The organism is Saccharothrix deserti (assembly GCF_009769385.1).
GTDB classification, from domain to species: Bacteria; Actinomycetota; Actinomycetes; order Mycobacteriales; family Pseudonocardiaceae; genus Actinosynnema; species Actinosynnema deserti.
In genome coordinates, this window is the sequence record NZ_VKAB01000022.1 from 157,854 (window position 1) to 170,130 (window position 12,277).

11 protein-coding genes are annotated in these 12,277 nt (G+C 71.4%); 1 reads left to right on the top strand and 10 read right to left on the bottom strand.

The window, feature by feature from the left end:
• The first annotated feature begins 504 nt into the window (after positions 1 to 504).
• Positions 505 to 1,560: a LacI family DNA-binding transcriptional regulator gene (locus FM051_RS31210; protein WP_158849632.1), complete on the top strand. Its 1,056-nt coding sequence runs from the start codon at positions 505 to 507 to the stop codon at positions 1,558 to 1,560.
• A gap of 36 nt (positions 1,561 to 1,596) precedes the next feature.
• On the opposite strand, the gene FM051_RS31215 is transcribed toward FM051_RS31210, so the two are convergent.
• The 10 genes from FM051_RS31215 to FM051_RS31260 are packed head-to-tail and all read right to left on the bottom strand — an operon-like array spanning position 1,597 to position 12,277.
• Positions 1,597 to 2,448 (bottom strand): sugar phosphate isomerase/epimerase family protein, encoded by an 852-nt coding sequence (locus FM051_RS31215; protein ID WP_158849634.1) that lies wholly within the window; start codon positions 2,446 to 2,448, stop codon positions 1,597 to 1,599.
• A gap of 12 nt (positions 2,449 to 2,460) precedes the next feature.
• Positions 2,461 to 3,846: an alkaline phosphatase family protein gene (locus FM051_RS31220; protein WP_158849636.1), complete on the bottom strand. Its 1,386-nt coding sequence runs from the start codon at positions 3,844 to 3,846 to the stop codon at positions 2,461 to 2,463.
• The gene (gene eboE, locus FM051_RS31225; RefSeq protein ID WP_158849638.1) at positions 3,843 to 4,922 is read right to left on the bottom strand and encodes a metabolite traffic protein EboE; all 1,080 of its coding nucleotides are present in this window, start codon (positions 4,920 to 4,922) and stop codon (positions 3,843 to 3,845) included. Before eboE ends, FM051_RS31220 begins: the two co-directional genes overlap by 4 nt.
• A complete protein-coding gene (locus tag FM051_RS31230; RefSeq protein WP_158849640.1) occupies positions 4,919 to 5,776 on the bottom strand; it encodes a TatD family hydrolase in 858 nt (285 codons plus the stop codon). Before FM051_RS31230 ends, eboE begins: the two co-directional genes overlap by 4 nt.
• Complete coding sequence (locus tag FM051_RS31235) at positions 5,776 to 7,104, bottom strand: EboA domain-containing protein (RefSeq protein WP_158849642.1); 1,329 nt, start codon at positions 7,102 to 7,104, stop codon at positions 5,776 to 5,778. Before FM051_RS31235 ends, FM051_RS31230 begins: the two co-directional genes overlap by 1 nt.
• Positions 7,101 to 7,880, bottom strand: a complete 780-nt coding sequence (locus tag FM051_RS31240; protein WP_158849644.1) for an SCO3242 family prenyltransferase — start codon at positions 7,878 to 7,880, stop codon at positions 7,101 to 7,103. The genes FM051_RS31235 and FM051_RS31240 overlap by 4 nt, the downstream gene beginning before the upstream one ends.
• Positions 7,877 to 9,022 carry an inositol-3-phosphate synthase gene (locus FM051_RS31245; RefSeq protein ID WP_158849645.1) on the bottom strand — a complete coding sequence of 382 codons (1,146 nt, stop codon included), beginning with the start codon at positions 9,020 to 9,022 and terminating at the stop codon, positions 7,877 to 7,879. Before FM051_RS31245 ends, FM051_RS31240 begins: the two co-directional genes overlap by 4 nt.
• A gap of 47 nt (positions 9,023 to 9,069) precedes the next feature.
• Positions 9,070 to 10,263: a substrate-binding domain-containing protein gene (locus FM051_RS31250; protein ID WP_158849647.1), complete on the bottom strand. Its 1,194-nt coding sequence runs from the start codon at positions 10,261 to 10,263 to the stop codon at positions 9,070 to 9,072.
• Positions 10,264 to 10,292: 29 nt separating this feature from the next.
• The gene (locus FM051_RS31255) at positions 10,293 to 11,282 is read right to left on the bottom strand and encodes an ABC transporter permease (protein ID WP_158849649.1); all 990 of its coding nucleotides are present in this window, start codon (positions 11,280 to 11,282) and stop codon (positions 10,293 to 10,295) included.
• Positions 11,279 to 12,277 (bottom strand): ABC transporter permease, encoded by a 999-nt coding sequence (locus tag FM051_RS31260; RefSeq protein ID WP_158849715.1) that lies wholly within the window; start codon positions 12,275 to 12,277, stop codon positions 11,279 to 11,281. The genes FM051_RS31255 and FM051_RS31260 overlap by 4 nt, the downstream gene beginning before the upstream one ends.

Sequence of the window (12,277 nt, forward strand, 5' to 3'; positions counted from 1 at the left end):
GCCATGCGCACGGCCGACGGTTGCGGCCAGCATACCGATCCGCCGCCCAACAGGGAACGATGAGTAGTACTTACTCGATCAACTGGCGAGTAGCTTCCCGACGAGATGGACCGGATGGCCGAGCGAGCGCTGCTGCTCCAGAAAATAGGCATGCTCGTTCCCTTGACGACACGGCCGCTCACAGGCTGTCATGGTTAGCCAGGACCACGGCGCGATGAGTCAGACTCATCGACAGGAGATCCAGCTCGTCGGATTCCGGCCCACGAGCACCACAACGTAGTGGAGCAGCTCATGCCACAACGGCCGAACGGCCGCGCACCCTGCGCGCCCCGAACCGGCGGCCCCGGCTGACGGGCGGCCGACGAACGGCCGTCACGCGAAGCCTCACCAGCCCTGGGAGCGCTCCCGGCCGCCGGCTCGCGATTCCGAACAGCCCCGCCCCTTGTTGTGCATGCACCGGTCGCCGTGCACCGGCGGCCGGACTCCGAGAACGGGAGGTCCACGTTGGGCGCACGACGGGTCACGTTGGCCGATGTGGCCAAGGTGGTCGGCGTCTCCCAAACCACCGTGTCCCTGGTCTTATCGGGGCGCGGCCGCGACCTGCGGATCTCCGAGGAGATGCAGCGCCGGGTCCGCGAAGCGGCGACGGAGTTGGAATACCGCCGCAACCGGGTCTCGATGGGGCAACGCGGGGCGAGGACGCAGACGATCGCCTTCGTGTCCGATTCCGTCGCCAGTTCACGGCTCGCGGGCCACATGATCAAAGGTGCGCTGGGCGCGGCCCGCAGGCACGGCGTCACGCTGTTGTTCGGTGAGACCGAGGGCGATGCCGGCTTTCAGCGCACGTTGATCGAGACGATGCACGACTACCACGTCGACGGCATCATCCTCGCCTCGGTGCACACCAGGACGATCAGCATCCCGACCGAACTCGCCACCGGCCCCGCGGTGCTGCTCAACGTGCTGCCCCGGGAGCCGTCACCGCTCGTCTCCGTCCTGCCCGACGACGTCCAAGCCGGCCGCGCCGCCGCACGCGTGCTCCTCGACGCCGGCCACGAGGAGGGCATCCACCTCATCGGCGTCGGCCCGTCCGGGGACGACGTCCCCCCGGGCCGGACCGCGGCGTTCGACCGGCTCTCCGGTATCCGCCAGGAGCTGGGTGAAGTGGGCGTCGAGGTGGAGAGCGGACACCCGTGCCGCTGGTGGCTGCCGAAGTACGGCTTCGAGGCGACCCGGGACCTGTTGGGCAAGGCACGTCCCCGCGCGTTGATCTGCCTCGACGACCGGCTCGCGCTCGGCGCGTACCAGGCGCTGCAGGACGCCGGCCTCACCGTGCCCGACGACGTCTCCGTGGTCTCCTTCGACGACCACCCCATCGCCTCCTGGCTGCGCCCCGGCCTCACCACCGTCGCCCTCCCGCACCACGACCTCGGTGCGAAGGCCGTCGACCTCCTCTTCGCCGACGCCGATCACCCCGACCTGGACCGCGTGCACCGGGGCAGCACCCACCGCGTCCCGATGCCCGTCCGCCACCGGGATTCCGTGGCGCCGCCTCGATGAGCCGAGCACCCGCCACGCGGATCGGGTGAGGCGCGATCACCCGTTGAACGGTGCGACGGCGTCGCGCAGGAACGTCAGCCCCCCGGTGGCGAGGGCGTCGGGCGAACTCGCCAACGGCCGCCAGATCGAAGCGGCCGTCGCGATGGTGGCGTTGTCCGGCGTGAACGACTCGATGCACAGCGAACCGCGGTAGCCGGCACCGGCCAGCGCCCGTAACAACGCGGGCCAGTCCTGGTGGTCGGCACCCGGCGTGCCGCGGTCGTTGGCGCACACCTGGACGTGCGCGATCCGTGCGCCCGCGGCCCGGATGGCCGCGACCGGCGAGGATTCCTCGATGTTCATGTGGTAGGTGTCCAGCGCCAGGCCGCACCCCTCCTCGGGCAGTCCGTCCAGCGCCTCCAGGGCCTGCCCGACCGTGTTGAGCAGGCTGGTCTCATAGCGGTTCAACGGCTCCACCGCGATGCGGACGCCCTTCGACGCCGCGTGCTCGACCACCGGGGCGAGGTTCTCGCGCAGCTGGGCGTAGACCTCCGATCGGTTCCCGATCCGCCACGTGCGGCCCACCGCGCTGTACGCCGGACCTGCCGTCACGCCGCTGCCGACGATCGCCGCGACGTCCACCACGTGCCGCAGGTAGTCCTGGGTCTCGGCGACGGTGTCGGCCTCGACGAGGTTCCGGCCGGGCGCCATGGCGAGGCACACCGAGGCCTTCAGGTCCAGGGCCGCCAGCAGTTCGGCCGCCCGGTGCGGATCCCAGTCGCCCGGGTGCTCCACCGGCAGCTCGATGACGTCGAAACCCCACTCGCGGATGCGCGGCGCGAGCCCCGCCAGCACGTCGTCGGTGAGCGGTGACGCCCAGACCCAGGTGCTGACGCCGATGTCCCACATGTGCCTGATTCCTCACTGTCGCGCGGGCGGACCGCTGATCCCTTGGAGTGCCAGCAGGAAGTCGCGAACGTCGGTGGCCGCCAGTCGCCCGTCGCGCTCGACCGATCGCGGCACGGCTGCCGGGTCGGAGCACAGCAGCACGGGGCCGTCGGCGGCCACGTCCGGGAGCCTGCCGTGCGTGCCGCGCACGCACGACGGGTCCAGCGGCACCACGTTCATCGCATACCGCAGGCCGAGCTTCTTGCGTGCCAGGTTCAACCCCGCCTTGACCTTGGCCAGCGGGTCGGCCGGGTCGAAGAACAGTTCGGCGGGGTCGTAGCCGGGTTTGCGGTGGATGTCCACGCCGCGGGCGAAGTCGGGCGCACGGCTGTCGTCGGTCCAGTAGTAGTAGGTGAACCAGGCGTCCGGCTCGGCGACCGCGATCAGCTCGCCGGAACGCTCGTGGTCGAGCCCCACCTTCGCCTGTGCGTCCCGGTCGTGCACCACGTCCACCCCGGGCAGTTCGTCGAGCACGGCGCGGGTCCTGGCCAGGTCCGCGGGATCGGCGACGTAGACGTGCGCGACCTGGTGGTCGGCCACGGCGAACGCGCAGGACGTCCACGGGTCCAGGTACTCCATGCCGGCCTGCGCGTAGACCTCCAGCAGCCCGGCCGCCCGCAACGCCCGGTTGACGTCGACCGGCCTGCGCGCTTCGGTGATGCCGTACTCCGACAGCGCGACGATCGTCGCGTCGGAGTCCAGGAGCGGCTTGAGCGCCTTGTCCACGTCGGCCGCGGCTTTGATCGCCTGCGGTGACGAGGGCCCGAACCGCTGCAGGTCGTAGTCCAGGTGCGGCACGTAGACCAGCACCAGGTCGGGTCGGTGGTCGGCCAGGACCTTCAGGGCCGCGCCGACGATCCACTCGCTGGAGGCCAGGGAGGCGGTGGGGCCCCAGTACTGGAACAGCGGGAACTCGCCCAGGGCCCCGGTGAGCCGGTCGTGCAGGTCGGGTGGGCGGACGTAGCAGTCGGGCGACTTGCGGCCGTCCGCGTGGTAGATCGGTCTCGGGGTGATGGTGATGTCGGTGGTCGCGCCCATGGCGTACCACCAGCAGACGTTCGCGGCCGTGTAGCCGGGGTGGACGCGCCGCGCGGTCTCCCACAGCTTCTCACCCCCGACCAGCCGGTTGTGCTGGCGCCACAGGTGGATCTCGCCGAGGTCGCGGAAGTACCACCCGTTGCCCACGATGCCGTGCCGGGCGGGGGTGAGCCCGGTGAGCAGGGTCGCCTGGGCGCTGCACGTGACGGCGGGCAGCACCGTGCCCAGCTCGGCCTGCCAGCCCAGGCCCGCGAGGTTGGGCATGTGTTTGAGCAGCGCCGGTGTCATGCCGACCACGTCCACGACCACCAGCGGTTTCACGCCGATACCCCCGTCCAGAGGTGGTCCCGGGCCCATCGCAGTTCCGCGGCGATCCCGTCGGTCAGGTCACCCGCGTCCGCGAGCACGCTCCACGTGTAGGTCTCCACCTCGACGTGGGTGTCGGGCTCCACCGCGGCCATGGCGGCCACCAGCACGTCCGTGGTCGAGCGCAGCGGTGCGGGCTGGACGTGCAGCGGCATGTGGAAGTGCACCCGCCACGGGTGCCGCGCGGGCAGGGTCGCGAACGCGTCCGGCAGGTCGTCCGCGGCCAGCACGCCGTCCGGCGTGTTCTCCCGGACCTGGTGCAGGTAGCGGGGTTCGGCATAGGCGGCGACGGCGCGCCGGCCTTCCTCACTGCCGGGTTCCGCGACCTCCAGGGCGGCGGACGCCTGCACCTTCACGATCGACAGCCCGGCCGCGCGGATCGCCGCGACCGTTGCCACGGGGTCGGCGAACGACACCGCGAGGTGACACGTGTCCAGGCAGATCCCGACGTACTCGGGGTCGGCGCGACCGGCCAGCCACGCCACCGCGTCCGCGACGGTGTCCAGCACGCAGCCGGGTTCGGGTTCGACCGCGAGCCTGATCGGCCGGTCGCCACTGTCCCGCAACCTGCGGGTCAGTTCGGTCAGCGCGGCCTCGGCGACCGCGTCGTCGCGGTCGCCCCACGGCTCACGCCACGCCAGCGGCAACGTCGAGATGCTGCCGTACGAGGCGGAGTCGGGCATGAGGTCGGCGAGGACGGTGGCGCAGTCGGCGGTGTAGGCCAGGCGCCGCGGGTCGGCCCAGCTCGGCCGGTACACGGCGTGCTTGACCACCTCGCCGTGGAAGTCGCCGTACGGGAAGGCGTTGAGCGTGCTGACGGTCAGCCCCCGGGCGGCGAGTTCGGCCCGCAGCCCGCGCCGCGCGGACCTGTCCTCGGCCAGTCCGCGCGCGACCGACGCGGGCAGCCACAGCCCGAGCGGGAGGGTGTCGACACCGAGTCGCGACCGCACGCCGACCGCGTGGCGGTCGAGTTGGTCGAGGATGCCGGGGAGGTCGTCGGCCGGGTGAACGTTCGTGCAGTACGCGATCACCGGCGTTCGCCCCTCAGGACCGAGTTCCCGGTGACGGTGTCGGTCGCGAGCGAGGTGACCGGATCGAGCAGGAGCCGTCCGCTCTGGCCGTAGAACTCCACCGGGTTGCTCCACAACACGGTGTCGACCTCGGACTCGTCGAACCCGGCTTCGAGCATCGCGAGACCGGTTGACCGGGTCTTCAGCGGGTCCGAACGACCCCAGTCCGCGGCGGAGTTCACCAGCACCCGTCCCGTGCCGTACTCGGCGAGCAGCGCCACCATCCGCGCCTCGTCCATCTTGGTGTCCGGGTAGATGGAGAACCCCATCCAGCACCCGGAGTCCGCGACCGCGCGCACGGTCGTCTCGTTGAGGTGGTCGACCAGCACCCGTTCCGGCGGGATGCCCGACTCGCGCACCACGTCCAGGGTCCGCAGCGTGCCCTGCTGTTTGTCCCGGTGCGGGGTGTGCACGAGGACCGGGAGGTCGTGCCGGGCGGCCAGCTCCAGCTGGCGGGCGAACGCGTCGTCCTCCTCCGGCGTCATCGAGTCGTACCCGACCTCCCCGACCGCGACGACCCCGTCCTTGACCAGGTAGTGCGACAGGTGTTCCAGCACACCGGTGCACCGCGGGTCGTTGGCCTCCTTGGGGTTCAGCGCGATCGCGCAGTGGTGGGCGATGCCGAACTGCGCCGCGCGGAACCGCTCCCACCCGACCAGACCGTCGAAGTAGTCGAGGAACGACCCCACGTTCGTGCGCGGTTGCCCCAGCCAGAACGCCGGTTCCACCAGCGCTCGCACCCCGGCCGCGTGCATGGCCTCGTAGTCGTCGGTGGTGCGCGACGTCATGTGGATGTGCGGGTCGAAGATGCGCATCAGGATGCCTTTCCGAGCAGTTCGAGGGCGTCGGCGGGCACCCGTCGGCCGGCTGCGCGGCGTTCGTCGGCGAACGCGGACACCATGCGCAGCAACTCGTCGTCCGTGCGCCGGTCGAGGTCGCTCACCACGGTCAACGGGATGCTCATGAACAGGCACTTCAGCACGCCGTGCCGCCACGCGTGCTGGTCGAGGTGATGCGCGGCGAAGGCGCCCATGGCCGCCGCGACCAGCCCGGTCTCGTTGCTGCGCAGGGCGTCCTTGACCAGTTCGACCCCGGTCTCCGGCACTCGACCGCCGATCTCGGCGAGCCCTCGCAGCACCCCGAGGCGTTCGGCCGACGTGCCGTGCCGGTAGAGCGCGGCGAGCCCTTCGGCCACGTCCTGGGAGGTGTCGGCGTACGCGACGAGCAGCCGCGTCCGGGCCTCGCGCACACCGAAGCGCACCGCTCGCCCCACGGCGGGGAACACGGTGTGGATGGAGGCGGGATCGGCTCGCAGCGCCTGTTCGGCCATGGCCAGCCAGCTCGCGGTGCGCAGCGCTTCGAACGCCCGCTTCGCCACCAGGGGTGCGGCGTGGCTGTGTCGGGGAAGCTCCACGGCCGCGACACCGGTGTAGCCGATGTCGGTCAGTGCCGCGAGGGTGTCGGGAAGGTCCAACTGCCCTTCTCCGAATTCCAGGTGTTCGTGGACGCCGGGCACCATGTCGTCCAGCTGCACGTTCATCAGCAGCCCGCCCGCCTCGCGGAGGCACGCCGCCGCGTCCTGCCACTCCACCGCCACGCAGTGCCCCACGTCCAGGGTGATCCCGAGCAGTTCGGGATTCCCGAGCTCCTCCCGGAGCCGCAGGGCCTGGTCCAGTCGCTCCACCACCATGCCGGGCTCCGGCTCCAGCGCGAGCGGCACGGCCGGCCCGCCGGTCAACACCGCGGCGACACCGGACTTCAGGTGCTCCCAGCTGTCCGAGGGCCCGACGCCCGACCAGAACGACACGCACTCCGCGCCGAGGTCGGCCGCTATCCGCTTGGCGCGCAGCAAGAAGTCGACCCGGACCTCCTGGTCTTCGCTCACCAGCGTCGGGTGGTGCTTGCGCAGCGGGTCGAGCAGGTAACGCGCCCCGGTCTCCACGACGACGCGCAGTCCCAGCGCCGACAGACGTGCCGCGAGCCGTTCGGTCCGCGCGCCGATGTCGTCGGCGAACGGGTCGAGGTGGTGGTGGTCGAGCGTGAGCGCGACCGCCGTGTAGCCGAGGTCGGCGATGACCGCGAGCGCGTCGTCCAAGCGGTGGTTGGCGAATCCGTTGGTGCCGTACCCGAGGTGGAACGTCATGTCGGGCTCACCTTCCGGCTCAGCGCTCGGGCCAGCGGCAGGAGCAGCACGATCGCCGAACCGTGTCGGGCGAGCGCGGATTGCAGCAGCACCATGCCGTGGATGCCCGCCTTGGTCGCCGCGCGCACACGTGCGGCGGACGGGTCCTGCACCACGGCCCATTGCGCACGTCCGACCGAGGCGGCGTAGGCCACGGCCGCCGCGACGGCAGTGGGCCGACCGCCGGCGATCAAGGCGGTCAGGGCGGTCATCGCCGTCCCGCCGACAACGGCCTTGGCGACGGCAGGTGACGTGCCGTGCACCTCGCCGCGCGACAGCGCCGTCACGCCCAGCGTGTGCAGGGCCATCAGCGCGGCGGGTAGCGGGGCGCGGCCTCCCAGCAGCACGTCGAGCCCCCGGCACGCGGCCATCGCGAACGGACCGGCGGGGGTGTTCTTCAACACCGTGTCGTAGCCCCACACCGCCACGGCGAGCGGCACCGCGTTGCGCCCGGCCGCCGCGGCGAGCCCGATGCCGGCGCCCGTCAAGCCGACGGCGGTGGCCAGGGCGGCGTTCGGGCTGATCCGCCCGGACGGGATGGGCCGCTCCGGCCGTTCCACGGCGTCCAGGTCGCGGTCCGCCCAGTCGTTCAGCGCCATGCCCGCCCAGTACAGCGCCACTGATGCCAGCGGCAGCAGCAGGCGCCTGCCCCGCAACGGAGCACCGGCGCCGACGAGGGTGTCGCCGAGCGCCGTCAACGCGGCCGGCGCCCGCACGAGTTCCAGGTACGCCTTCATCCCAGTCCTCTCGCCCACTCGTACAGCTCGCGGGTCTGATCGGCGAAGCGGTGTTCTTCGCTGCCCAGCGGGTCCTTGAAGAAGAACGCCAACGCTCCCAACGCGCCCTTCTCCCCCGCCGCGTGGGCCGCGGCGACGAGCCGGGTGAGGTCGAGCACCAGCGGTGCCGCCAGTGCCGAGTCCAGGCCGGTCCAGGTGAACTGCAGGCTCATCCGCGCACCGAGGAACCCCTCGAACGACACGTGGTCCCAGGCGGTCTTCGTCTCGCCGAGGTCCGGCACGTTGTCGATGTGCAGGGGTGCGGTCACCTCACTGCCGAGCAGGGCCGCGAGCCCGTTCGCCTTGGACCTCAGCTTGCTGTCGGCGTGCGCCGGGTCCTCCAGCGTCGCGCCGTCCCCGCCGCCGAGCAGGTTGGTGCCCGCCCACGACCGGACCCTCAGTGCCCGTGCGGTGAACATCGGCGCGAGCACCGTGCGCAGCAGGGTCTCACCGGTCTTGCCGTCCCGCCCGGCGTAGGGCAGGCCCTCCCGTCGGGCGAGTTCGTCCAACGCGGGCAGGGCGATCCCGGTCGAGGGTGTGAACTCGACGAACGGGCAGCCTGCCGTGAGCGCCGCGTAGGCGGCAAGCGAACTGGGTGGCAGCACGTTCCGGTCGGGATCGGCCAACGCGCGCTCCAACGCGGCCAGCTCGGCGTGCTCGGGCAGCGGCGGCACGGGCGGTTCGGTGGACGACACGTTGACCACGACGACGCGTGCGAGCCGGTGCCGTTCGCGGAACGCGGTGATGTCGGCGACCAAGCGCCGGGCGACGTCGGCCTGGGCGCCGTCGAAGCTCGCCGTCCGGATCTCGCCGTCCACCTCGCGCAGACCGGGCGTGATGCACTCCAGCAGGTGATGCGGCAGCACACCGCCCTGGGCCAGCAGCTCGGCCCGTTTCTCCAGGGGTGCCTGCGCGATGTCGTGCCCGCCGACGACGAGGTCCGACCACCCGGGCAGCGTGACACCGGCCAGTTCGGGTCGTTCGGTCACACATCCGGTGGCGGGTGTCAGGCCCGCGCGCAGGGCCAGCAGCCCGCTCACGGCGGTCGTCGCGACGGAGCCACGTGCGCCGATCAGCCAGAGCCCGGTGGACTCATCCGCCATTCGTCCTCCCTCCGATCTGGGGTGCCGCGCGGTCAGCCCGGCCACGGCTACTTCCAGGGACCGGGGTAGCCCGGCATCGACTCGCAGCCGCACATGGCGTAGTGCAGCGGTGGCATGTCCTGCTTGATGAAGTCCTGGACGTCGTCCTGGGTGACCTTGGGCTGGGGCAGCACCCATTCCTCGGGCACCTGCTTGCCTTCCAGGATCCTGAGCGCGGCGATGACCGGCGTCCGCCATTGGAAGGTGGGGTAGGTGGGCGCGACCGCCGTCATCTTCTCCGTGACCCACGTCCTCAGGAAGTCCTGCTGGTCCTCGCCGACGAACGGCGGGATCGGCACGCCCGCGTCCTGGAACGCCTCGACCGCGGCGACGGAGGTCGCGCCGGCGTCCATCCACACGCCGTCGATCCGGCCTTCGCGCTGGATGTAGTCGTTGACGATGGTCTTGGTCTTGGCCGCGTCGCCGTCGGTGAACTCGACACCGACGATGTCCAGCCCGCTGCCGGCGAAGATCTCGTTCGCCGCGGCCCACCGCTGCTCCAGCACGTCCACGCCGGGCAGGATGCGCAACGCCAGCACCTTGCCGCCCGCCTTCACCTTCTCCTTCAGGAACTCCGCGCCGTCCGCGCCGAACGCGAACCCGCCGATCGGGTGAATGAAGGTGACCGGGCAGGTGGAGTTGACCCCGCGGTCGAACACGATCACCGGCACACCGGTCTGGCATGCGGCCTCGACTGCGGGCGTCAGCGTGGCGGTGGTGTTCGGCGACACGATCAGCGCGCTGCACCCTTGCGTGGCGAAGGACTGGATGTCGCTGATCTGCTTGTCGTCCTTGGCTTCCGCGTCGAGCACGGTGAACTTGGTGATCTCCGGGTGCAGCTTCACCTCCTCCTGCATGGTCTTGAACCCGACCTGCCGCCACGGGTTGTCGACCGAGGCGTTGGAGAAGCACAGGTGGTGGTTGCCGCCGGGCTTGGCGTACTCGGTGGTGGCGACCATCTTCGGGTCGAGCATCTGCTCCCACGGCTTGGGCTCCCCGCCCCCGCCCCCGTCCTCGAACCCGACCGGCTTCGCGGTGCGGAACTCCAACTGGCGCTCGTACTCGGCTTGGTCGAAGAACTCGGACTTCGCCGCCTGGTCGGACGTAGTCGTGGCGCCTGGGCCCGCAGCGGGCAGGTCGCTCGAACAACCGGCTGTCGCCAGGGCGCCCGCGAGGACGACTGCGAACCACTTCCTGCGCATGGTGTTGCTCCTTGGTTCTTCGGCGGCGTTCAAGAGGTCACCGGTTCGGGTTCGCGAGGCTGAAGCACTCGTCGCAAGCCGGTGCCGCGCGCGGCGTAGGCGACCGCCGCGATGATGATCAGGCCCTGCACGGCGGATTCGAGCGCACCCGAGACACCAAGCAGGTTCAACAGCGAGAACAGGGCCTCCAACGACAGTGCTCCCGCTGCGGCGGCGACCACCGAGCCGCGACCACCCCCGAGCAGGACACCGCCGAGCACGACCGCGGTGATGGCCCGGAACTCCAAGCCGTTGCCGACCTGTGCGGACACCCCGGCGAACCCGGCGAGCAGGATGGCGGCGAGCGCGGCGAGCAGTCCCGAGAGCACGAACGCGATCAGCCGCAGCCGGTCGACGCGGCCGCCGGCCAGCCGGACGGCCGTGTCGTTGTCGCCCACCGCGAGCAGCGTCCGCCCGGTGCCGCCGCGCATGAACAGCGCCGCGGCGACCAACACCACCAGCAGGATGAGCACCGACCACGGCACTTGGCCCAGGACTGGCACGTCGATCCCGCCCCGGCCGAACGTCCGGAACGACGGTGACAGGGCGCCGCGCGGCGCGCCACCGGTCCACAGGAACACCGCGCCGTCGAGCACCAGCAGCACCCCGAGCGTCACGATGAACGACGGCACCAGCAGCTTCGTCGTGATCAGGCCGTTGACCAGCCCGACGAGGACGCCGAAGCCGAGCAGCAGCGCGATCACCCAGGACGTGTTCGCGTCGTCCCCGTCGACCAGTCGTGCGGCGATCACGACCTCCGCGGTCACCAGCGACCCCACCGACAGGTCGTAGCCACCCGACACGACCACGAAGTACTGGCCGATCGCCAGGATCATCAACGGCGCGGCGCGCTTGAGCAGCGCCAGGTACCCGGCCGGCTCGGCGTACGCGGGACCGGCGAAGGCCAGGGCCACCAGCAGGACCACGAGCACGACCAGCACCGGCGCGGTCCCGTCGGCCAGGCGGGGTCGCCACGTCACGTCGACCTCCGGGACAACTGGCGGCGGGCGTACAGCGCCACCGCGACGATGAGCACGATGCCCCGCACCACGTCCTTGAAGAACGGGTCGACCGCGAGGTCGTCGAAGACGGTGTCGAGGGTGGCCAGGATCAGCACGCCACCGACCGTGCCGACCACGCCGCCGCGGCCACCGGCGAGTGCCGCGCCGCCGAGCACCACGGCCGCGATGGACTCCAGGTCGTACCCCGCGTCGGTGCCGACGTACGGCGCGCCCGACCCGAGCCTTGCCGCCAGGAACACACCGGCCAGTCCCGCCGCGACCGAGCACAGCACGTGCGCGGTGACGATCGTCCGGCCGGTCCGCACACCGGACAGCCGGGCGACGTCGACGTCCCCGCCGACCGCGTACATGTGGTAACCGCCGCGGGTCCGCCGCAGGTACCACCACGCGCCCGCGGCGATGAGCAGCATCAGCAGCGCCGCCACCGGGATCGGCCCGATCCGGTCGTACCCGAGGTGCTGGAACGAACGGGGCACGCTGCCCGCCGGCCCGGTGTAGTTGTGTTCGAGGTACCCGCGCAAGACCAACGCGACCCCGAGCGTGGCGATGAACGCGTTGGCCCTCAACACCGTGATCACGAGTCCGTTGACCAGGCCGACCACCGCCGCGACCGCCAGCGCCAGCAGCACCCCCGGCACGATCATCGTCCCGCTGCCCGCCATGGTCTCGGCCGCCACGAGCGAGCTCAGCCCGACCAGGTAGGCCACGGACAGGTCCAGCGAACCGGTGATGATCACGATGGTCTGCCCGACCGCGACAAGTCCCAGCACGGTGCTGCGGGTGAGGATGTTGAGGATGCCGCCCTGGTCGAGCAGCACACCGCCGTCGAGCGCCACCAGGACGCTGCCGACCACGAGCAGCACGGCCAACGCGACGTACACGGTCACGGTGGGGGTGAGCGCGAACTTCCGCGGTCGCGTCGCGCTCGCGTTCCGCAGGGTCCGTTCCCGCAC